The following is a 23941-nucleotide window of genomic DNA, read 5'->3' as shown; positions in this document are numbered from 1 at the left end:
CTTCGACCGCTGACAGGGTTATGGCACTCTGTCAGCGGTCGAAGACCCTGACAGCGGCTAAATTGGTTAAGTTGTCAAAACGAACTGGGTTTCAAAAATACTTCGTCATTGTCCGACACAAACATGCGCGTACTTTCGGTGTAGGTGCCGCCGTTGGGGTTGGCATATTTCAGGTCTACGTAAAAGGCGTGATAACCCGATGCCGGATAGGCTTCTGAAACATCGACTTTGGCTTTGTTTTTAACACCCAGGCTTTTGCTCGTCCAGGTTTCATTCCGGAAATCGGTGTCCGGCGAGTTGGCCGACCAGACAATCACATCGACCAGCGCATCCGCCGTGGTTTTGATCGACACGTCGACGCCCTTTTTGGTACTCGTGGCATTCCATTTGCAAACCGGATACGGTTTTTTCGCCATCGTCATCCCGAAAAAAGCACCCAGCCCTTCGAAGGCCGACTTTCCATCGCCCAGGCTGTGGCCGGCATTTGGCACGTAATGAATCAGGTTTTCGCCCGGAATATCGTCGAAATAATTCTTGATGTTATCCACCACCCAGTATTCATCATTCGTCCCCATGAAAATCATTTTCGGCATCGTTAGGTTTTTGCGGTACGAGTACGGATCGACCATCGTGTTGATCGCATTCCCGCTCTCGGTTTTGGCCGTTTGCGGAATCCCGAGTTTGACATAATCTTCGATCTGAACGCTATAGTCTTTCCACACTTTGACCTGGTAATCCAGACTAACCGGCATGTTCAGAATATCGATCACCATCGGGGCAATGGCCACCACCCGTTTGTCGTTGGCACCCGTCAGCCAAGTGGTCCAGCCGCGTTTGGAAGCGCCCGAAACCACAAACCGGTTGAGGTCGTGCTTCAGCGTTTGTTTCGCAAATTCCTGCACCGCGTCCATGGCCCGCACTGCACTTTTTACCATCGGAAACAGCAGGGGCCAGGTATAATCGCCGTCTTTTTTAAACTGGTGCAGCGTGTATGAAATCAGGGCATCTTCCGTCAGATTGTCATACAGCGGCTGGTTGGGGGCTTGTTTCAGCAGCGTAACAATGGCTTTGTTTTTGGTGGCAATGTCCACCAGACCTTTGATTACTTTGTCTTCCTGGCCTTTGGCATTCCAGTTGGGCTGTTCATTTTTGTTGGAACCGCCGGTGATGAACAGCAGCGAACCATCGTACTTGTTTTCTTTTGGAACCAGAATCGTCAGTTGATGCCGCCAGGTATGTTCGCGCCATTTCTGCGAGGTGAGCAGCAGGTTATAGGCTTTTACATCGCCCATTTCAAACGAATCCTTCAGTTCCCACTGGTATGTTTTATCGCCATTGGTCAAATAACTCTGAAGGGCCGTAGCTGGGGTAATGGGTGCTTTTTTGGGGGAATCAAAGGACAAAAAAGCCAGTGTTAACAGCAGAAGAAATGGGGTTGTGAATCGTTTCATTTGGGTAATTGGTTTTTAGTTATTCGGGATTTAGGGGTTACTCCGGTTTTGGACTTTCCGCCACGGTTTTTAACGCCTGTTCCATGTAAATCTCGCCGGTCATTTCGCCCAGGCTGGTTCGGCTGATGTACTCATACCGTTTGAAACTATTGAAATCGACTTTGGTGAGCATGTAGCCGAAGGCGTCGTTCGTTAAGCCAAACAGAAACGGAAATTTGGTGTTCATGTGCCGTTTCACGTAATACCCAATATTCGGCAAGGCTTCCCCCGGAACCGTCAGGATTTGCGCCGGACCAATGTTCAGCAGATTCAGTTGGGTGGTCACTTTGTCCGAACCGGTAAGTTGATACCCGAGCGGGGAGTTTTTGATGATGTATTTCATCATCTCCGACTCAATCGGAAATTCGACCAGGCGGGTCGCACAATAGACCGATGGATTTTCGAGCGTAGGGGCCGTGCTGACGATCCGCAGGGCTTCGTCGCCCAGCAGTTCACCAATCCGGATGCATTCTTCCCAAGTGTTGGCTTCGGTTCCGCCCTCGCGCCGGACGTCTGCCGTAACCATACCGCCCTGTGCGCCGTTCATGAAAATCGCCATGCCCCCGGTTTTCGACTCAATTTTGTCGTACAATGGCCCGCACAAATCCGGGCTCAGAATGCCGCGTCCCGACCCGATCACCTCGGGGTGGATGGCGTAATTAACCAGCGTTACAATCGGTTTTCCTTTGTTGGCTCCTGCGGAAGCAATGGCCTGAATGACCCCGCAGCGCGGATCGTACAAGTCGGCCGCGTAATAATTAAACGCAATTTTCCCTTTTGCTTCACCCACCGCCACTTTCAGACTCGCCGGTTGCAGGTTCCTGACGGCTTCTTCAACCGCTTCGGCAATCTGGGCCACGCATTTATTCAGGTACGGCAGATCCGCCAGTGCTTTGCCCGACTGATCCGGAAAACCGTAGGCATCCGGGCCGCTGTGGGTGTGTGTGGCCCCAATCAGAACGTTGCCGGGCGGCACACTTTTGATCAGCGCCCGGGATTTATTGCCCAAAACTGAAGGCCAGCCGAGGTTGTCGACGCTGACGATGGCAATCCGGGTGGCGCCTTTTTCGAGCACAAACGCCCGAACAAACAGGTCGCCCTTTTTCTCCGTCGCTTTTTTAGGCGTACCAATCCCGCCGGAAATGGGCAGCAGCGGATTCGGCGTAATCACCCGCAAAGCCGCCCCCGCCCGGAAAGACTGGGCCTGTACCAAACGGGTAACGAGTGATAAAACAAGTACAAGTAGAAATCGTTTTCTCATGAATCGGTTTACTAAGGGGAACAGAGAAGGTAGACAAGAGAATAGAGACGACTGGTCTCTATTCTCTTGTCTAACCTCTTTTCTCTCAAAAACTACCACGGTTTTCCGGTGCCCTGCAAGACCCACGGTTTCGACCAGGGGCTGTTTTTGCCGTCGGCTTCCGAGTTGGGCGTCAATTCCAGGCGACCGAGGGCGGCATCGGAATTGGCTTTGTTCAGGTTCCGCTCATCGAGCATGTAATAAAACCGGACGGGCAGCACTTTGCGTTTGGCGTTGGGGCCGGTTTTGAGTTCTGGGAAACCGGTCCGGCGGTAGTCGAACCAGGCTTCGGTGGCGGCTGTCCAACTGGCAATCCACTTCTGCTCGATGATCTGCTTCTGGGTTCCGTTGTAAGCTACGTCTTTCTGGGCGACGTAGGTCGGGTAGGCACTGGCCAGCCCCCAGGTCTCCAGCGATGTTTTCACCCCGGCTTCGTAGCGGGCTTTGGCATCACCGGCGGCCCAGCCTTTCTGGGCGGCTTCGGCCAGGATGAAGTTCACCTCCGACGCCGACATCAGCCGGGCTTTCAGCAAAGGCCCTTTGGCGGCTTTGTAGATGTCGTTCAGCCACGAAACGTGCGGGTTTTTAGCCGCCTGTTCGGCCGTCGGGCTCAGGTTATAAGCCGAGCCGCCGACAATGGACGTTGGCAGACCAACATACAAGGGATTGGTATTGACTTCTTTTCCCACCACCATGTCGGGGGAGAGGTAACGTTTGCCATCGACAATTTTGTCGGTTTTCGGCGGAAGCGTTGCGTCCACCACCAGTGGAATCTGTACTTTATTGGCCCAGATCGCCAGCCGGGGATCGTTCACTGCCAGCAGGGCTTTGACAAACGTGTCGCTCATTTTCAACCGACGGTAATTGCTTTCGCTGGCGTCGTAGGTCGCGTTGGCCGGCCACGAATCGTCGTTGCTGTTGCCCGCAAACGCCATGGCCGCATCGTCGGTTGATGCCGTAATGATCGGATATTGCGTGGCGTTGGCGACGATTTTTTCGATACCGGCTTTGGCCACATCCGGTTTTTTCGAAGAAATCCGCATGTAATACCGCAAGGCGAGAGAGTTGGCGAGTTTCCGCCATTTGGTCGGGTCGCCTTTGTAATACACATCGGCTGCGTCGGCGTTGCTGGTATAGGCCGCTTTGGATTTGGATAACAGGGTATTGGCTTTTTCCAGATCGGCCAGAATGCCGGTATAAATGGCTTCCTGCGTATCGAAAACCGGGAACGTATTGGCCGCGCCCCCCACTTCCCCTTTCAGGGCCTGGCTGTAGGGCGCATCGCCCCAGAGGTCGGTAATGAGTCCGAACAGCATGGATTTCATGACCAGCGCAATGCCCTGGTGGAGTTCGAAATTGAGCGTTACCGAGCGGTCGTAGACGTACTGATTATTCCGCAGAATGTCGTAATAGCTGCTCCAGCTCTGGCTGCCACCCCAGTCGTAATCGTTGTGGCCACCGCTCCACCCGTCTTTCTGGGTGTGTTGCATCACCCCGGCAATATCCTGATAGCCCAGGTTTACGAAGGCTTTTCCCGCTTCGGTCAGGACGGTCGAGAGCACCAGATTCGGGTGTGCCGTTGTGGGGTCGACCCCGTTGGGATTGACATTCAGGTCCGTGAGGTCCTTGCAGGAAAAGACCGTCAGGGAAAACAGAACAACGAGACCTATAACTTTATGCGTGACAATTTTCATGGTTTTTAGGAAGATCGGATTGCTTAAAATGTTAAACCAAGCCGGAAGCCCACCGGAATAACCCAGGGCGTGACATTATACCGTTCGATGCCCTGCTTGAACTGAATCCCGGAGCTTTGAACGCCGGATTCGAGCTGGAAGGCCATTTCGGGATCGATGCCGATCTTGGCGGCTGTCCACAGAATGATGTTCCGGCTGTAGACCGAAACGTTCGCGTTTTGCAGCCCGATTCGTTTGACAAAATTCTGCGGCAGATCATACCCGAACGATACTTCGCGGAGTTTCAGGAACGATGCATCGAACGTAACCGCCCGCGAGAACGCCCAGGAGGTTGAACCGGCAAACGGCAGCATCAGGGTGCCGGGGCCGCCCAGGTTTTCCTTGTAGCCGGTCGGTTGGCCATTTTCGTCGTAACCGGTTGCCACAACACCCGGAATGAACACCCCGCCGTGGGGAAGGGTGTAGGGGCCATACTTGAACGGATAACCGTTGTAATCGGGCGTTGGGCCACCCACCAGCGGGAAATTATTGCCATTGATTAAAATCATTTTGTCCTGGTTGGCCACGAGGTAGTTGCGGAGCGCGTCGCCGGTCAGACCGTTGGGGTTGATGAGTTTATCCAGGAACAACTGTGAGCGGCCGTCTTCCTCGCCGTAGCGGTAGGTTTGGGAGACAAAATCTCCGCCATTCCGCCAGTCGAACGTCATGTTCAGGCTGAAACCGCGGTAGCTGAGCGAGGTTTGCATACCCAGAATAAACCGGGGGTTAAAATTGCCGATCTTGTTCTTGGTATTAATGGCGTCGATAGACTGCCACTTGCCGGTCTGGTCCAGAATGGGATAACCGTAGTAGGGCGAGTTTTTGTCTTCCACCGTCACGACTTTGGCATCGTATAAATCGCCGATTTCATCCCCCACATACGTCCAGGCGCCCCCTTTGGCGTCGGTCCAGAGCGTGAAGTAGGGGAGATCGTCCGACAGTTTTTTGATGGTCGTGCGGTTGCGGGTCAGGTTGGCGTTGAGGTCCAGTCGCCAGCCGTTCTTTTCAATGGGCGTACCGCCCAGCGTTAGCTCTATTCCTTTGCTGACCAGCAAACCGGCGTTGATGTTTTTCAGGGTATAACCCGATGATGGCGGCAGTTTGGTGCTCAGAATCTGGTTGCGGTTTTCCGACACGTAATACGTGGCACCGGCCCGCAGGCGGTTTCGGAACAGGTTCAGATCAAGTCCAACTTCCGACGAGGTGGCAATTTCCGGTTTTAAGTCCGAAATGAGCAGGGTGCCCGGCACGTTCAGGCGCGGAATCCCGTCCCAGCTTCCGGCGTTGCCCAGCGTACTGAGCAGCATATACGGATTGGCGTCGTTCCCCACCTGCGCAATCCCGCCCCGCAGTTTCAGCAAACTGATGGTGTTGGAAACCGGCAGGATTTCATTGAGCAGCACACTCAGTGAAGCCGAGGGGTAGAAGTAGGAGCGATTGGCGGCTGGCAGCGTACTCGACCAGTCGTTGCGGGCCGTCAAATCCAGATACACCATATCTTTAAAACTCAGGTTGGCCAGACCATACAGGCTGTAGATGCCGCGTTCAAATTTCGTACTGTTGTAGTCGAGGTTGGCCGGAGCGATGTTCTGAATCGTGAAAACGCCCGGAACAATCAAACCGGTGCCGTTGCGGGTGGCGTTGGTGAGGTTCGAGCCTTTCTGGTGGCGGTAGTTCCCGCCCGCCGAAACGGATAGTCCAAAGTTGCCGATGTCTTTTTTGTAGGTGGCCAGAAAGTCGGCGTTGCTTTCGAAGGACCCAATGTTGATCAAACCGTAGGCCCCGCGCGGATCGTTGGTGTAGCTGTTGGCGATCTTGGTTTCCCGTTGTTCCTGGTAGGTGTCGAGCGAATACCGGCCCATGAAGCTGATGTCCTTCGTGATTTGCCAGTCGGCGCGCAGGTTTCCGAAAACGCGGTCGCGGGTGAAACCGTTGTTGACTTCGTACGCCAGAAAATACGGGTTGTTGTAAATCCCGTTGTACTGGGTGCGTTGCTGCAAGCCTTCCTGACCCGGCATCCAGTAGTTTTTCAGTTCGAGCAGGTCGATATGGGGCGAGGTGTTGTAAGCCGCCTGCAACGGGTTGGAACCCCGGTTTCCGGCCGGTCGGTTGTTGGAGTTGTTGCGGCTGATGTCAATGTTGGTGCTCATCCGCAGTTTCTCGCTGAGTTTGAGCGACGAACTGAAATTCAGCGTGTTTTTAAACAGATCCGAGTTGGGAATAATCCCCCGGTTTTGCATGTTCGAATACGAAATCCGGTACGTAATCTGGTCGGTGCTGTTGGCGATGGAAATCCCGTTGGTGGTGGTGATGCCGGTCTGAACGAAGTTTTTGACGTTGTTTTTGTGCGACACCAGCGGCATCGGAATCGGTTTTCCGTTGGCATCCAGCGGGCTGTTCCACTGCACTTCTTCGTAGCCTTTGTCCAGGGCTGCGCCGTAGGTGGCGCCAATTTCCTCCTGAATCAGCTTGCCGAACGGATTGGTCAGCGGGTTTTTGCTGATGGAAACCGGAATGGCCGAATACTGCCCCGAGCCAAAACTGGTTTGCCATTTTAGAAATTTATACGGTTGGTCGAACACCGTATTCGAGGTAATCGTTACCGTCAGCTTTTTGACTTTGGAGCCGTTTTTGGTCGTAATCAACACCACGCCGTTTCCCGCGCGCGTGCCATAGAGTGCGGCTGCGCTGGGCCCTTTCAGGATCGAAATGTTCTCGATGTCGTCGGGGTTCAGGCCCGAAATGGCGTTGCCATAATCGACCCGGTTGTCGTTGCCGACCTGGCTGACGTTGTTGAGCGTGTTGGCAATCGGCACGCCGTCGACCACAAACAGCGGCTGGTTGTCGCTGCTGAGTGATTTGGCACCCCGGATCACCATGCTGACCGACGAGCCGGTTCCGCCGGTGGCACTGATGTTGACACCGGCCACTTTGCCGGCCATGCTGTTGAGCACATTTTCCTGAACGACGCGCGTCAGGTCTTTGCCGTCAATTTTTCCAACCGAGTAGCCCAGCGAGCGTTCTTCGCGTTTGATCCCGAGGGCCGTCACCACGGCTTCCTGCAAAGTTTCGGTGCTTTCAGTCATGGTTACATCGATGGTGCTGCGGTTGCCAACCGGCACTTCTTCGGTTTTGTAACCGATGTAGGAATAGATCAAAACCGGATTGGCACCGCTGACCTCCAGCGAATACCGGCCATTGTTGTCACTGGTGGTGCCGAGCGTGGAGCCTTTGATGAGCACATTGACGCCGGGAATGGGGGAATTGTCGGTGCCCAGCTTGATGGTGCCGCTTACCCGCCGGGATTGCTGCGCCCGGGCCGGAGCGAGGACCATTCCCAGCAACCATGTGGTGACAAACAAACACCGGAGCGTCTTCGAAAAAATAGAGGTTCGGTTCATAGTTTTTGCATAAGAGTTTACAGAAAAAGAGAAAAGGGGAGGTACCAGATTGAGTATACGGTTTATAAAAATAAAGTGCTGAAATATAAATAATTTACGTGAAAAAGGGTGGAATACGATCCACCCTTTTCAATTTGTTCAAAGTAATTTAATCACCAGGGTTTGCCGGTGCCCTGAATCACCCAGGGTTTGGCCCACTGGCTGTTTTTGCCCCGTATTTTGGTATGGGAATTTTCTTCCAGCTTGCTCAGTGCGCTCGTCACATTGGCGTTGTTGTAGTTGGTTTCATTATCGCCGTAAATGAAACGCACCGGCAACACATTTTCAGCCGCAGCCGGTCCAGGTTTAAAGGCGGGCAGGCCGGTTCGGCGGTAATCGAACCAGGCTTCGGGAGCTGCTGTCCAACTGGCAATCCATTTTTGATCCATGAGTTGGGCCAGTGTGTTGTCGAATTTAACACCGGCAGTGGCGATGTAGGTGTTGTATTGCGTTCCAACCCCCCAGGTTTCGAGTGAATTTTTCACCCCGGCATTGTAGTGGGTTTCGGCACTTCCGACCGCCCAGCCTTTCATGGCCGCTTCGGCCAGGATGAACGAGGTTTCGGAAGCTGACATCAGCCGGGCTTTCAGCAAACCACCACTGCTTCCGCGATAGAGTTCGGCAAGCTGTGAAACGTGCTGGTTCTGAACAACTTGTCCCGTCGTTGGGTTGTAGTTGTACGAGCTAGGGTCAATCAAACCGGGCGGAACACCCACGTATTCACGCGTGTCGAGCGCTACGGAAAAGGTGTTGGGGTTGAAGTTCCGGGTAAACTTTGTACCGGCTTTCACCAGGGGCAGGAAAGCGGCATCGGTCAGCGAAACCGTACCCGTCTGAATCACCCCGTTTCGGCGGATAAACGGATCGACCGGGGTGGCGAGGGTCGGATCTGCCACCCACTGCACGTAAACCGGCGCAATCCATACTTTCAGACGCGGATCGTTGAATTGCAGCAGTTTGTCGACCAGCGGTTTCGCGGGTTTCCGACGGCGGTATTCCGAGGGGTCGGCTTCAAACGCAACGGCACCGGGCCAGGAGTTGGCGGCAGTGGCACCAATGTAGTCCATGACAGCATCTTCGCTGGGGGTTTTGATATAAATACCGGAGCTGTAGACGCTCTCGATCCCGGCTTTGGCAATGTCTGGTAATTTGGCCGAAATCCGCATGTAATACCGCAGCAGCAGCGAGTTGGCAAACTTGTGCCAGCTGGCCGCATTGCCTTTGTAGAACACATCGTAGTTGGTCAGGTAGCCCGTTGTTTCGCCGGTGGCAAACAGGGCCGACGCGGCTTTCAGATCCTCGATAATGCCCTTGTAAATTACCTCTTGGCTGTCATACGTCGGCAGGATGTAGTCGTTGGACAAATTGCCCTTCAAGGCATTGGTGTAGGGCGCATCGCCCCAGAGGTCGGTGATCAGCCCGAAAATATAGGCTTTCATGGTCAGAGCCACACCCTGGTGAAATTTAAAGCCCAGTTCCGATGCCCGCTGATACAGAAACTCGTTGTTACGCAGCAGGTTATAATAATTGCTCCAGTCGTTGGGCGTCCAGTCGTAGTGGTTATGTCCGCCAAACCAGCCGTCTTTCTGGGTGTGCTGCACAACCCCGGCAATATCGCCGTAACCAAGTCCCAGATAACTGGTTGCCAGGCCGGTAGTGACCGTTGGCATCAACATGTTTGGGTTGGCCGTAGCGGGGTCAACCACATTGGGGTTTTCATTCAGTTCGGTCAGTTGCTCTTCGCAGGAGGAGAACAGGAACATCGCCAGAATGAAAGCCGCTTTGGAAAAAAGATGAAATCGTTTCATGGTAAATAAGATGTTGGTACGATTACAGACTGAAGCCTACTTTAAAGCCAACCGGAATGGTCCATGGCATGACGTTCTGCAATTCGATGCCCTGACGGAACCGGCCACCATCGGCCTGGAAAGCCCGTTCGGGATCGATCCCGATTTTAGCCGCCGTCCACAGAATGATGTTCCGGCTATAGACCGAAATGTTGGCATTGCGCAGTCCGAACAGTTTCGGAATGTTGTAGCCCAGGGAGATTTCCCGCAGTTTGACAAACGAAGCATCGAAGGTGATTTGCTGGTTAAAGCTCCAGGGGTAGGTGTCGGTGATCGGGTAAATGTTGGTGCCGGTGCCGCCCAGGTGTTCGGTATACGTGCCATCGGCATTCTGAATTACGCCCGGAATAAAACCGCCGTCGTATTCAAGCACACCGTCGCCGTTGGAATCGAAGCCTATACCACCCGTCGCCTGCGTATGTCCCCCGACACGCGGGAAGTTGCCGTTTTCCGGGATGATGTATTTTTCCGGATCCGACTTGAGCAGGTTCACCAGGTCCGTCGATGACATCGTCCCACCCGGAATCAGGTTGTCAATCTGCCGTTGTGACCGCCAGTCCGACTCGCCGTAGCGGTACGTATACGATTGGAAGTTTCCTCCGCTCCGCCAGTCGAAGCTGGCATTCAGCGTAAAGCGTTTGTAGGAAAGCGATGCCTGCATCCCCATCATAAACCGGGGGTTGAAGTTGCCGACTTTCACCCGCTTATCCCGGTCATTGACGGCTGTCCATTCGCCGTTGCGGGTCAGGATTGGCCAGCGGTAATACGGCGAAGATGGATCCTGCACCGTGGCAAAGCCCCGGCTGTAGAGGTTTCCGATTTCTTCCCCCACGAAGGAGAAGGCTCCCCCGTTGTTGTCGTCCCACAATTGGTAGAAATCGATACCCGGTGCCAGTTCCTTGATGGTGGTGCGGTTGCGGGTGAAGTTGACGTTCAGATCCAGGTTCCAGCCGTTGGTGCTCTTGATGGGTGTTCCTCCCAACACGATTTCCCAGCCTTTGCTCACCAGCGCCCCGGCGTTGATCAGCTTGCTGCCAAATCCTGAGGAGGTAGGCGTCGTAACGGTCAGAATCTGGTTTTTGTTCTCGGCGTTGTAATACGTTCCGTCGAACCGCAGGCGGTTATTGAACAGGTTCAACTCTACACCGAATTCAGTCGAGGTCTGAATTTCCGGTTTCAGTTGCGGGTTCAGCAGGGTTCCCGATACGTTGGTCGTAATCAGGCTTCCCCACGAACCGGTTCCCAAGGCCGGAACCAGCCGGTAGGGGTCGGTGTCGTTCCCGACCTGTGCGATGTTGGCCCGGAATTTCAGCAATGATATTTCCGATGGCAGGTTGAAGGTATAGTTGGCCAGCCAGCTCAGCGAAGCCGAGGGGTAGAAGTAGGAGCGGTTGGCGGCCGGCAACGTACTCGACCAGTCGTTCCGGGCCGTCAAATCCAGGTAAAGCTGGTCTTTGAACCCCAGCGATGCCGTTCCCAGCAAACTGTAAATAGCCTTCTCGTACGTGCTGTTGGAGAATTGCAGGGCGGTATTCGGAATATTGGAAATCCGGTACAGGTTCGGGATGGTCAGGATGGCTCCGCCCATGTAGGAATCGCGGTAATTTTGCTTCATGACGTTTCCACCGCCGGAGATGCTCCAGTCGAAATCGCTGATTTTCTTGCGGTAGGTCACCATGGCGTCGGCATTGGTTTCATACCGGGCAATGTCCTGCAGGTAATAGCCACCATTCCGGCCCCGGGAATAGCTCCAGGGAATTTTGGTTTCCCGGTTTTCGGCAAACTGGTCGTGCGAAACCCGGGCGTAAGCCGACAGTTCGGGCGAAATGGTCCAGTCGAGTTTGATATTTCCGAAAACGCGATCGCGGACAAAGCCGTTGTTGAGGGCATAGGCCAGAAAATACGGGTTATCGCCGTTGGAAGAAACCGACCGCTGTTGAATTCCTTCGCTCCCCGGCACCCAATAGTTGGTCAATTGACGCACATCGACGTGCGGATAGAGGTAAACAGCCTCGAGCGGGTTAGCACCCCGGTTGTTGGTGGAAGGGCGGTTGTTCGATTTCGACCGAACGAAGTTGAGGTTCGTGCTCAGTTTGAAATTTTTGCTGATGTCGAACGCCACCGCCGTTGCCAGCGAATTCCGGAATAAGTCCGAGTTCGGAATCAGGCCCTTGTTCGTCATGTTATTGAACGAAATCCGGTAGGTTGTTTTGTCCCCCGAACCCGCCAGTGCAATGTTGTTCGTCGAAGTAATCCCGGTTTCCAGGAAGTTCTTCATGTTGTCTTTGTACGACACCAGTGGTGTAGCCACCTTGTTGCCATCGGCACCCACCGGGCTGTTCCATTGAACGGCGTTGATGCCGGCATCGAGCGCCGGGCCACCCCAGTAGGCCGAGCTTTCGTCCAGGCGGTTATTGCGGTCGCCGTTGCCGTATTTGTAGTGAAAATCCAGGTAGCGGTAGGGCCGTTCGAACACATTGCTGGTCGAGAACGTGATGCCGACCCCTTTGCCTTTGGTGCCCTTTTTGGTGGTTACCAGAATAACCCCGTTCCCGGCGCGTGAGCCATACAGTGCGGCTGCGCTGGGGCCTTTCAGCACCGATATACTTTCGATATCTTCCGGGTTCAGGTCGGAGATGGCGTTCCCGTAGTCGACGTTATTGCGGTCTCCCATGGAGCGGAGGTTGTTCAATCCGTTGGCCACCGGCACCCCGTCGATGACGAACAGCGGCTGGTTGTCGCCCGTCAGCGATTTGGCTCCCCGGATCACGACGCTGATGGAAGAACCCACCCCGCTGGTTTGGTTGATGGCAACCCCAGGCACCCGGCCCGCCAGCGAGTTCATGGCATTTTCCTGCGTTACATTCGTGAGCGCATCGCCTTTTAATTCAGGCACGGCGTAACCCAACGACCGTTTTTCGCGTTTGATGCCAAGGGCTGTCACGACAGCTTCCTGCAGGGTTTCGGCACTTTCGGTCAGGGTCAGATCAACGGTGCTGCGGCTTCCGACGACAATTTCCTGGGTCTCAAAACCGATGTACGAAAAAACCAGTACCGGATTTGAACCCGTAACATCGATCGTATACCGGCCGTTTCCGTCGGTGTTGGCACCGGTTTGCGAGCCTTTCAAAACCACGTTCACACCGGGCAGGGAAGCGCCGTCGACGCTGGACGTTACCCGGCCACTCACTTTGCGGCCTTGCTTGATCTCACTCGGCTCCGACGGTTGCCCGGAACGTTTCCGAATAACGATGTTCTTGTTTACCGCTTTGAATTCCAGCACCGATTGTTGGGAGATGCTGGCCAGGATGCTTTGTAGATTGTTGCCATTCTCGATTTTGACACGCTTTTCGAGTTCGCTTTTCAAGTTGTCCTCATACAGAAATACGTAACCGGTAATTTTGGTAATTTTACCGATGATTTTCTGAATCGATCCTTCCTCCCGGACCAGGGATATTTTAACATTTTCCAGATCGATTTCCGGTCGATCTGCCCATGCTGCCGAGAAACACAACCCCGCCAACAGTGCTACTGTACACAAATGCCTTAGCATTCGTGGAATAATAGAGTTCGAGTTCATAGAAGTATTAATTAAGTAGGAATTATCTGTAGATAAAAATGAATTTAATTTTATCCATAAAGCCGCTTGCCACATCAAATTAAGAGGTGTTTTCGTTCATTTTCATCGTTTCTCTTTTTATGATATTGTTAATTTCGAATGGTCACGGTTTTGCCGTTAATTTCGTATTGTGCATCAATCGCATACGTGATTGATTCTAACATAGAATCAAGACTTTCATTCAGATGAACCCCCGTAAATGACGTATGGTAAAGTGATTTGTTTTCAATGATAATATCGACATCATACCACTTTTCCAGCGTTCGCTCCACGGAAATCATGGGCGTATTATTGAATTGCAGGGAGCCGTTTACCCAACTGCTTTCCTGCACGGCATTGACGTCGGTAATCCGAAACGATTCGGTCGATTTGGAATAGATTAATTTTTGATCTTTTATCAGAATAATGGGTGTCGCTGTTTCGGCATTCAGGTTAACACTAACCCTACCGGATTGGACGGTTATTTCCACCTCATTTTCGTCGTCATAATTCTTTACATTAAAAGACGTTCCGAGTACTTTTATACGGAGATCGCCCACCGAAATGACAAACGGTTTCGATTCGTCCCGTTCCACGTCAAAGAAAGCTTCTCCCTGCAAAGCAACCGTCCGGACGGCCTGACCGAAGGCATTCGGAAACCGTATTTTGGTGTCCGAATTGAGTTTCACCACACTGCCGTCGCTCAGGCGCAGGCTTTTCCGTTTTCCGCGGGGTACGGCTTCTTCTTTGGTGGGCGTATTCGGTGCAAAAGTGGCGGTTTTGGGTTGGTTTAGGGCAATGGGGAGCGTCGAATTGCCGGTGGCGAAAAAGTAGTATAAAGTGCCCAGACTAAACAGGAGGGTGACAAAGGCGGCTATTCCCCGGTAATCGGTATAGAATGCTCGAATCGGCAGGGGCATCCCTTTTGACCGCGTGAGGGCGGCCTCGTCATCCGGTTTTATAGTTGGTTCTGAGTTGGAAGGTGAACGTTCTTCTTCGACCAGCTCATTGAAATAGTTTTCCAGAATCGGCGAATACTCCTGTAGTGTCTCATCTTTTCCCAGCCCCTCCAGCAATTCATCCAATTCTTTCCCCGTCAGCGAGTTGCTGATGAGTTTGTTAATCAAATATTCGGCGCGGGACCGTACCATTCTATCGGTAGTTTGGTAAGTTGCCTATAATACTGTGCCGACTTGCTAAAAGACTATTGATCAGAGAAATATTTTTGATAAAACCGGTCTGAACCGGGGGTGTATAAAAGTTGAAAGCCATTCGAACGGTGGGAGTCGAATGGCTTTCTGAACAAAAAACGGGAATAGGAGTAAGCCGGATTATAAAGCCGCCATGTCAACCTTTTCGCGAAGAAACTGCTTCGCTTTTACCAACTGATTCTTAACGGTATTTTTTGAAATCATCAGCATTTCCGCAATTTCCTGATAGGATTTTCCTTCCTCGATGTTGAGGAATAAAATTTGCTTCCGTTTTTCAGACAGCAGGTTTACTGCCGTGTAGAGGAGCTGGAACTTCATTTCTTTATCTTCCTGTTCTTCGTCGCGGGCTGCTGCCATCTTTTCCAGATACTGCTGTTTAAGCTGGTTGTTCTTCTCCATCTTTTTCAGATGATCGAAGGCCATATTCCGCAGACAGGTAAACAAGTACGAGGTAAAGTTAAGGGTAGGGTTAATTTGTGAGCGTCGATCCCAGATTTTGATAAAAACTTCGTGAATCATGTTTTCGGCCTCTTCTTCGTCCTTCAGAAGCGTGATGCAGAATTTAAGAGCCGGTGTCCGGTAGTACTTATATAACTCCGCAAAAGCAGCCTGATCGCCCTGGATCACTCTGCGGAGAATACGTTCATTTAGACAATCCATTGTCGTGGGTGATTAGGAAACGTTAAAAATTACGGGCGATTGGGTACTCGTTCTCTTCAATGGTGTGACCTGTTCAGCAACTGGCTGTTGTTAAGCTAAAATTGGTCATTTTTTTTGATAGATCCGTCGCAAAATGCGTAAATCTATCCTCAATTTGCGCAAGACGGTTTTTAGGTGAATTTACTGGTTTTTTCGGGCTTTATATTCCTTGTATTTTCGGTTGTATTCTTCCAGTTGTTCCGGTTTGAATCGTTTCTGGTACTCGGTCGGCAGGTCGAGTCGCTCGGGCTTCAAAACCGGCGACCGATCGGTAAGCTGGTTCTTGCCTTTGGCATTTTTAGCCAGTTCGAACGAGTCATAGAGTTCGCCCGTAACCGTAAACGACTGATAGGCCAGCTTCCCGCCGTCGATGGAAACGATCTGGTACAACTGCGTATTGGAAGCCGCCCGGTCCATCCAGTCCTGCAAACCGATGTCGTACATCTTCGGCCCGCTAACCGACACCACATACACCGGTCCGTCGGGATACTTCCGGCTTTTTCCCAGCGGCATGTTCAGGCCGCGCCCGTAAGTATGGTCGTGCCCCTGTAACACCAGATCGACGCCGTATTTTTTATAAAGAGGCTCCATTTTATCGCGCCATTCCTGGTTATCGCGGCCGCTTTTGGTCGAATAAATCGGGTGGTGGTGCGTCACCACTGTCCAGCGGTTGGGGTTGTTGGTCAATACCTTCACAAGCCAGTCGGCCTGCTGATCCAAAACCGTCGAGTCGAGCAGGGCCCCCTGCGAATCCAGCGAGATAAACCGGGTTCCCTGGTAATCGAGGTAATACGCGGTTTCTTTCAGTTTTTCGGGGCCATTTTCGGGCAGTACAAACGATGGTCGCCAGTGCCGCGACACCTTCCGCTGCTCGTCGTCATCCTTAAAATATTCGTGATTGCCGGGCGTGGCCAGCGTCGGCACCATGCCGTTGATCCAGCCACCGGCTTCGAACCATTCGCCCCACTGCCAGTCGGCGTTGGAGGTTGTGATCAGATCTCCCGCGTGAATCATGAAAGCGGCCTTCGGCATGGTGGAATAGGCCCCGCGAATGGCCCGCGACCAGAGCGAGCGAATGTCATTTTGCGCGTCGCCAAAGTAGATAAACGAAAACGGAACCGGGCCGTCGCTGGCCGTCGTAAACTGAAACCATTCGGTCCAGTAGGTTCCGTTGCCCACGCGGTAATTGTATTTCGTGGCCGGTTTCAGGTTTTTGAAATGAACGGTATGGTACAGCTTCGTGGTGCCATCCAGCTTGACCGACTGGGTCGTAGCGGTAACAGTGATGGCTTTCGCGGCTACTTCGGGCGAAGGATCAGCTTCCGCAATCATGCCCACGGCATTGGTGATGGTCGAATCGGTTCGCCAGTTGACCGACTGCGAAGTGGCCGGGTTTTCCTGCCATCCTAACGTCAGCCGATCCGGATAAACCGATGGTGCATACGGTTTGTGCTCCTGGGCATGGGCGAGTTGAATGGATAGACAAAGAGCTAGAAAAGAAGCAGAACGCAGGGTAAACGGCAGGTGAAATTTCATAAGGACTCATTTTTACCAATGGAAATACTGCCAAAATTGCGAAAAGGACTATTACCGCTGTGTTAATCTTTTGGTTTTCAGAAAAGCTGAAATTTGCGTCCCCGGCCCGATAGCCCGGAATTCCGATTGCGGAGTATACTACAGCAGAAACCGTTCCGGACCGTTCATGAACCCAAAACGAAATCTTTACACCCTCCCGCTGTACCTGCTGTTCGGCCTGTTCTGGTCGTGTGAATCGGGCGATCGGGTCGTGGAAGAAGAGGCCGTTTACCAGGATTCCGCTTTCTGGCAGGAATACCACGAAGCGTTTCCGATCGGCACCCGGCCCGACGAAAACGAGGTGCGTAACGTGGCCGTCGACCGGGAGTCCACGGTTTGGGCTGCTACGGCCGCCGGTGTTTTCAGGAAAAAAGCTGACCAGAACACCTGGACGCCTGTGCTGACGGAAGCCGACCAGGGGCCGGCTTTTGCCGTCGAAGTAGCAAACGATTCGGCGGTCTGGCTCGGGACCTGGAACGGGGTGTATCGGTTTAAAGACCAGAAACTGGAGCGGATGACCGGGCCGGTCGCGCCCATTTCTGCTCTATGTGCCGCCAGCGAAGGCGTTTACGCACTCGGCCCCCACGGCGTCTGGCTCCATACGGCTATGGGTTGGCAACCCAAAAAATACCCGATAGCCCGCTCGATTCGGGATGTGATCTCGGATCGGCAGGGCGGTATCTGGGTGGCCACCGATGTGGGATTGTACCACAGCCGGGCCGACTCGACGGTGCATCTTTACAAAACCGATCACCTGATCAGTGCCTACATCAAGGGAATTGCCTTCGATTCGGCGCAAAACGTGTGGGCGGGCGGACTGGGTGGTGTAACCATTCTGAACCAGCATCAGAACGTGAAAACGCTGCGGCAGGAAGAAGGCATTCCGTCCAATTTTGTTACCTGCGTCGAACAAGCGCCCGACCGGTCGATGTGGGTGGGAACGGAGGTGGGGGTCGTGCGGTATCAGCCCGATGGCCGTCATTCGCTCCGGTTCAGCCGACGCTGGCTGCTCGACGATCACGTCAAGGATGTGGCGTTCGATGCCGCCGGAAACGCCTGGATTGCCACGGCGAAAGGCGTGAGCGCGATCAGAAAACGGAAGATGAATCTGGCGCAGAAGAACGATTATTTCTACGACGTTCTGATGAAACGCCACATCCGCGAACCGTGGATTGCGGGGCAGTGTAAGCTACTGACACCCGGCGACACCACGACCTGGGCACCCGATGATGACGACAACGACGGCGAATATACCGGCAACTACCTGGCGATGGAATGCTTCCGGTTTGCCACCACCCAAAGTCCGGATGCGAAGGCGAAAGCCGCCAAAGCCTTCCGGTTTTTGAAACTGTTGCAGGAAGTGACGGACACCGACGGTTTTTTTGCCCGAACCATTGTGCCGGTTCACTGGACCAGCGTTCACGACGGAAACCGCACCTTCAGCGCGCGGGAACGGGCCGACGAACTGGTGAAGGAACCGCGTTTCAAACCGGTGGAAACCCGCTGGCGGAAATCGAAAGACGGAAAATGGCTGTGGAAAGGCGACACGAGCAGCGATGAACTGTGCGGTCACATGATTGGCTATTACCTGTATTATGAACTGGTGGCGGATGAGGCCGAAAAAAACGTCGTCCGCCAGCACATCGCCCGGATTGTGGACTATCTGATCAAACACAATTACAACCTGGTCGATGTCGATGGCAAGCCGACGCGCTGGGCGGTTTGGTCGCCGGAACAACTGAATCACGACCCCGAGTGGACGCCCGACCGCAGCCAGAATTCGATGGAAATGCTGTCGTTTCTGAAGCTGGCGCACCACGTCACGGGTAAGGCAAAGTACGAAACCGAATACCGGCGGCTCATCGATCAGGAGCATTACCTCGATAACATGGGCCAGATTGCGCAGCAGAATCCGGCCTGGTTTATCTATTTCGATGTCATGTTGCAGGCGTATGTCTATCCGATTCTGATCCGCTGTGAGAAAGATCCCAAACTGCGGGCGTTCTACGAAAAACACATGGATGCGTGGATGGAACGGCGTCGGGGCGACCGCAATCCGCTGGTCAATTTCTTTTATTGTTTTTCCCGAAACACGAAAACCGAGCTGGCGGCATCCATGGATTTCCTGGTCGATACGCCCCTGGATCTGGTCAACTGGCCGTTCGATCACACGAAGCGGGAAGACGTTCGGATTTCGCGACACCCGGTTCTGGATGAATTGCAGATCAATGAACTGCCGCCCGCCAGCATCCGGACCGTCGTCCGCTGGGACAAAAACCCGTGGTCGGCCATCAACGGCGACCCCGGCATCGAACGCGAACCGGTTTTCTGGTTGCTGCCGTATTGGATGGGGCGGTATTTGAAAATGATTGAATGAAGGGTTGTTTCGCGGAGTTGAGCGGAGGAAAAGGAAGTGAAGCAGAGAATTTTCTTTAATAAAACTTCGCTTAACTCCCTTTTCCTCCGCTCAACTCCGCGAAACAGTAAAATTTAACGATATGAACAAATTACTAACAATCATCCTCATTCTGGTAACTAGTTCCTACGGGGTCGCGCAGCCTAAAACCACCTACGCCGAGCAGCTTGGCTACCCGAAGGGTAAGAAAATCGTCATCTTCCACGTCGATGATGCGGGCATGTTTCTGTCGGCCAATCAGGGAACCATCAAGTCCATCGAGCAGGGCGTGGCAACCTCGACGAGCATCATGATGCCGTGTGCGTGGTCGGCCAGTTTTATCAAATACGTCCTGAAAAACCCGACCGTCGATGCTGGTATTCACCTGACGCTCACCTCTGAATGGAAAGACTACCGCTGGTCGCCCCTGGCGGGTATCAAGCAGGTGCCGAGCCTGACCGATTCGGAAGGGGCCTTGTGGCCGGAAGTTGCGGACGTGGTGAAGCATGCCAGGCCCGACGAACTGGAACTGGAAATGCGGGCGCAGATCGACCGGGCCATCACAATGGGCCTGAAACCGACGCACCTCGATTCGCACATGGGGACGCTGTTTGCTACCCCGGCTTTCCTGGAAAAATACATTAAAGTGGGTGTCGATTACGGCATTCCGGTCATGTTTCCCGGTGGCAACAACACGTTACTGGTCGACAGTGAAATTCAGCCGGTGATCGACAAACTCAAGGCGGAAGGCAAATACCGGGAAGGCATGAATCTCCCCATTCCGGAGTCGCTCAAACAGGCCCCGGCCATTGGCGAAAAAATCTGGAAAGCGGGCTTGCCCGTCCTCGATGATCTCTACGCCGACACCGGTCAGTGGAAACCGAAAGACGTAAAAGACCCGAGTCCGGAAGCCTGGGGAAAATACAAAACAAAGCGGTTTAAGGAAATCCTGACGAAAATGAAACCGGGCGTGGCCATGATCATCATTCACAGCAACGACCTGAACGAAACCTTTAAATACATCAGCGGTTCCGGTGGTTCGCGGTATGCCGACATGCTGTCGATGATGGACCCCGAACTGAAAGCGTTTATCGAATCCGAAGGCATCGTGCTGACGACCTGGCGCGAAATGATGCAACGCCGGAAAGCGATCAAGTAAAACGATGAGAAAATTTTGTGCGATTTTTTGGGCTTTTGTGCTGGTAACGAACGGGTTGCTGGCCCAGTCACCCGTATCCGTTGTTCGGGAAGAACTGGTTTTTCCGTACCAGAACGAGGACGTTCATGGCAGCAGCCTGGTGGCCCTGCCCAATGGCGATTTTCTGGCTGCCTGGTTTCAGGGCAGTGGGGAACGCTCGGCGGATGATGTGCGGATCATGGGCGCGCGTCTGACAAAAGGGCAAAAAACCTGGAGCAAACCGTTTCTGATGGCCGACACCCCCGGTTTGCCGGACTGTAACCCGGTGCTGTTCCTAAACCGGCAGAATACCCTTTTTCTGGTTTGGATTGCCGTTCAGGCCAACCGCTGGGAGCACTCGATTCTGCGGTTTAAAACCGCTATTGACTATACTAAACCCGGCGCGCCGGTCTGGAATTGGCAGGACAACATTCTGCTCAAACCCGACGAACGGTTTGAAAAGGAAGTGGCCGCAAAATTCAAGAAGCTGCCCGAAAATACCGCCGGATGGGCCGAATACGCGCCAAAGTACGACGACATGATTATTGAAGCCAGCCGCGATTTGCGCAAACGCAGTACCGGCTGGATGACACGCATCAAACCGCTGCTGCTGCCAACGGGCCGGATTCTGCTGCCGCTGTATTCCGACGGTCTGAACCTGTCGATGGTTGCCATTTCCGACGACGACGGAACCAACTGGCGCCCCAGTCTGCCGATTGTGGGTCGTGGCCCGATTCAACCCGCCCTGGCGCAACGGAACGATGGAAGCGTTGTGGCCTACATGCGCGACAGTGGCGACCAGCCCGGCCGGGTTCACATCAGCGAATCGACCGACCAGGGGGAAAGCTGGACGGCCACCGTGAAGTCTGATATTCCGAACACCGCCAGTGTCGAACTGCTCCGGCTCCGGGATGGGAAATGGGCGTTTTTCGGGAATGACATCGACGACGGACGTCACCGGCTGAGCCTTTTTTTGTCGGACGATGAAGGGAAAAGCTGGAAATGGAAGACCCGGATCGAAGACAAGCAGCCCGGCCAGGGCGGTTTTTCCTATCCGTCGATGATTCAGACGCCGGACGGGCTGATTCACCTGACGTATTCCTATCATCTTGAAAAAGGCCGGAAATCAATCAAATATGTAGTTGTCAATCCCACCGCTGGCAGGGTCTCCGACCGCTGACGGGGTGGGCAAAATCCCCAATTTTTATGCGAACACCACTTTACAGTTTTCTTTTTGTCATTTTCTCCAGCGTTTGTTACGCGCAGACGCAGCCGGTTTACCAGGACAAACCCTACTGGCAGGATTACAGCATTAAATTTTATGCGGACAAGCCCAATGGCGACCTGCTGGAAGCGCAGGTCGACCGCAACGGTGCTATTCAGATTCTGACTTCAAAAGGCGACCTGCTGCACCCGCACGACGGTCAGTTTCTCTATCCGGGTACCCTGCAACCCGACAACACCTACCGGTTTATGAAGGACAAAAAGCTCACGGCTTTGGGAAGTTACCAGCAGCAGTTCGTCTACCTCAGCGATCAGGTGGTGTTTGCCAATGCCTGGGCGGGAAAGTTGTTTTCCGCACACGGTCTCCCGAATGCCAAATTCTTTCAGGGCGGCCCTGATTTTACGTTTCTGGTATCCGACGGCACTTCCCTGAATTTGCTGAAAGATTCAAAAAGTCTCTGGAAAGGCAGTTTGCCGGGTGATGAATCTGTGGCGATTCGCTACCAGCCCGGTGCGAACCAGTTCTGGATTCTGGGTAAAAAATCGTTGTACACCTTGGCGGTTTCGGGTACAAAACTAACGAAAGTGCTGGATGGAGCCGGTTTCACGGCTTTCGATGTGACCAATCAGGGCAAAAAAATCATTGTCGGAACGAACGACGGCTACCTGGAGTTCGATGTGGCTACGAAAAAACAAGTGGGAGCCATTCGCCGAAAACTGCCGTGGACCGAAATTACCGCCGTGGTGGAAGTGGACGGTAAACTGTGGTTTGGCTCGACCAAAGGCGCGTTTGCCCTGCGCGCGGACGGCAAGTTCGATTACTACAACGGCGAACGCTGGCTACCGGGCGATGAGGTCACGCACATTTCGAAAGGTCCCAAAAACTCGGTCTTGATTCTGACGAAAGCTGGTTTGGGGCAAATCTGTTTCAAGCAGATGACGCTTTATGACAAGGCCGTCTTTTTTGACAACCAGGTTCGGAGCCGCCACATTCGGGTGGGGTTCAACTCGACGCTGGACCGGATGGAAAAAGGCAATCTGGCGACGGGGTATCTGGACGATTCCGATAACGACGGCCTGTGGACTTCGATGTATCTGGGTGGTGAGATTTTCCGCTATGCTGCTACCAAAGATCCGGAAGCCTTGCAAAATTGCCGGGAGTCACTCGATGCCATGGAGCGGCTTTACACCATCACGCCGGTGCCGGGTTTTCCGGCCCGCTCGTTCGAACGCAGTGGGCATATGAAGGAACTTTCTGATTCGGATCGCTGGCAACACGCCAGTGATAAGGAGTGGGACTGGAAATCGACCACGAGCAGTGACGAGGTGATTGGTCACATTTTCGCCTTCGGCGCAATGGCCGAACTGATTCCCGACAAAAACCTGAAAAGCCGGGCCATCACGCTCATCGACACGCTGATGAGTCACATCATCAGCCATGATATGTACCTCATCGATTTCGACGGAAAACCGACGATGTGGGGCAAATGGAACCCGGCCTACGTCAATTCGTTCCCGACCAACGTGGGCGACCGGAAGCTGAACTCGTCGAATATTACGGCGATGCTGCAAACGGCTTACCATTTCACGAAAAAGGAAAAGTACAAAAAGAAGCTCCTGGAGTTGATGCAGAAACACGGCTATCTGACCAACCAGATGCGGTCCATGAAGGAGATTGGGAAGGCCCCTGCGGATGCCGACGAACACGCCAAACACATGTCCGATGGCTGGAATCACTCGGACGACGAGATGTATTTCGTCGGCTACTGGGGCCTGTATCGCTATGCACTGAACGACACTTTGAAGGCCAAATACAAGCAGCAGATCATTGACCACTGGCAGGCCGAACGACCCGAAAAGGAGGGTGCCTGGAACATCTTCACGGCCCTGACCGGCACGAAGGAATTTGACCTGAACGAAGCTGCCTGGTATCTGCGCGAACACCCGCTCGATCTCATCGACTGGTCGATTCAGAACAGCCACCGCAAAGACATTGAACTGTTGCCGGAAAACTTTCGCAGACAGACGACGAAGGAAGTGCTGCCCCCCGACGAGCGGCCCATCCAGCGGCACAACGGCAACATGTTCAATCTGGATCGCAAAGGCCGCGGTGGCAGCTCGGAAAATAGCGCGGGTGACATCTGGCTCCTGCCTTACTGGATGGGGCGGTATCTGGGCGTTATCAGTGGACCCTTGAAGTAGAAGTTATTTCGCAGGGTTAAGCAGAAGAAATCAGAGTTACACAGAGAAAA

General features: G+C 53.4%; 13 protein-coding genes. 4 read left to right on the top strand and 9 right to left on the bottom strand.

The window, feature by feature from the left end; all coding sequences use genetic code 11:
* Positions 1-74: 74 nt before the first annotated feature.
* The 9 genes from FH871_RS14960 to FH871_RS14920 form a co-directional block, all read right to left on the bottom strand.
* On the bottom strand, positions 75-1451 hold the full coding sequence (locus FH871_RS14960) for a PhoPQ-activated pathogenicity-related family protein (RefSeq protein ID WP_138992225.1): 1377 nt from the start codon (positions 1449-1451) through the stop codon (positions 75-77).
* A 37-nt stretch (positions 1452-1488) separates the two neighbouring features.
* Positions 1489-2751: a hypothetical protein gene (locus FH871_RS14955; protein ID WP_138992224.1), complete on the bottom strand. Its 1263-nt coding sequence runs from the start codon at positions 2749-2751 to the stop codon at positions 1489-1491.
* A 92-nt stretch (positions 2752-2843) separates the two neighbouring features.
* Positions 2844-4484 carry a SusD/RagB family nutrient-binding outer membrane lipoprotein gene (locus FH871_RS14950; RefSeq protein ID WP_138992223.1) on the bottom strand — a complete coding sequence of 547 codons (1641 nt, stop codon included), beginning with the start codon at positions 4482-4484 and terminating at the stop codon, positions 2844-2846.
* Positions 4485-4507: 23 nt separating this feature from the next.
* Positions 4508-7924: a SusC/RagA family TonB-linked outer membrane protein gene (locus tag FH871_RS14945; protein WP_138992222.1), complete on the bottom strand. Its 3417-nt coding sequence runs from the start codon at positions 7922-7924 to the stop codon at positions 4508-4510.
* Positions 7925-8076: 152 nt separating this feature from the next.
* Positions 8077-9771: a SusD/RagB family nutrient-binding outer membrane lipoprotein gene (locus FH871_RS14940; protein WP_138992221.1), complete on the bottom strand. Its 1695-nt coding sequence runs from the start codon at positions 9769-9771 to the stop codon at positions 8077-8079.
* 22 nt (positions 9772-9793) lie between these two features.
* Positions 9794-13390 carry a SusC/RagA family TonB-linked outer membrane protein gene (locus tag FH871_RS14935; RefSeq protein ID WP_138992220.1) on the bottom strand — a complete coding sequence of 1199 codons (3597 nt, stop codon included), beginning with the start codon at positions 13388-13390 and terminating at the stop codon, positions 9794-9796.
* Positions 13391-13518: 128 nt separating this feature from the next.
* Positions 13519-14559, bottom strand: coding sequence for a FecR family protein (locus FH871_RS14930; protein WP_138992219.1), 1041 nt, complete (start codon positions 14557-14559; stop codon positions 13519-13521).
* A 180-nt stretch (positions 14560-14739) separates the two neighbouring features.
* Positions 14740-15279, bottom strand: a complete 540-nt coding sequence (locus FH871_RS14925) for an RNA polymerase sigma factor (RefSeq protein WP_138992218.1) — start codon at positions 15277-15279, stop codon at positions 14740-14742.
* Positions 15280-15459: 180 nt separating this feature from the next.
* On the bottom strand, positions 15460-16854 hold the full coding sequence (locus FH871_RS14920; protein WP_138992217.1) for a metallophosphoesterase family protein: 1395 nt from the start codon (positions 16852-16854) through the stop codon (positions 15460-15462).
* Positions 16855-17020: 166 nt separating this feature from the next.
* Here FH871_RS14920 and FH871_RS14915 point away from each other — a divergent pair, with 166 nt between their 5' ends.
* The 4 genes from FH871_RS14915 to FH871_RS14900 all read left to right on the top strand — a co-directional run bounded on the left by FH871_RS14915 (position 17021) and on the right by FH871_RS14900 (position 23891).
* Positions 17021-19270, top strand: a complete 2250-nt coding sequence (locus FH871_RS14915) for a regulator (protein ID WP_138992216.1) — start codon at positions 17021-17023, stop codon at positions 19268-19270.
* A gap of 121 nt (positions 19271-19391) precedes the next feature.
* Positions 19392-20447: a polysaccharide deacetylase family protein gene (locus FH871_RS14910; RefSeq protein ID WP_138992215.1), complete on the top strand. Its 1056-nt coding sequence runs from the start codon at positions 19392-19394 to the stop codon at positions 20445-20447.
* A 4-nt stretch (positions 20448-20451) separates the two neighbouring features.
* Positions 20452-21645 carry an exo-alpha-sialidase gene (locus FH871_RS14905; protein ID WP_138992214.1) on the top strand — a complete coding sequence of 398 codons (1194 nt, stop codon included), beginning with the start codon at positions 20452-20454 and terminating at the stop codon, positions 21643-21645.
* Positions 21646-21671: 26 nt separating this feature from the next.
* Positions 21672-23891 (top strand): hypothetical protein, encoded by a 2220-nt coding sequence (locus FH871_RS14900; protein ID WP_138992213.1) that lies wholly within the window; start codon positions 21672-21674, stop codon positions 23889-23891.
* The last annotated feature ends 50 nt before the right edge of the window (positions 23892-23941 follow it).

This window comes from Larkinella sp. C7 (genome assembly GCF_006149005.1).
Lineage (GTDB): Bacteria > Bacteroidota > Bacteroidia > Cytophagales > Spirosomataceae > Larkinella.
Note: the sequence above shows the minus strand (reverse complement) of the source record. Positions and strands in the feature narration are given on the sequence as shown.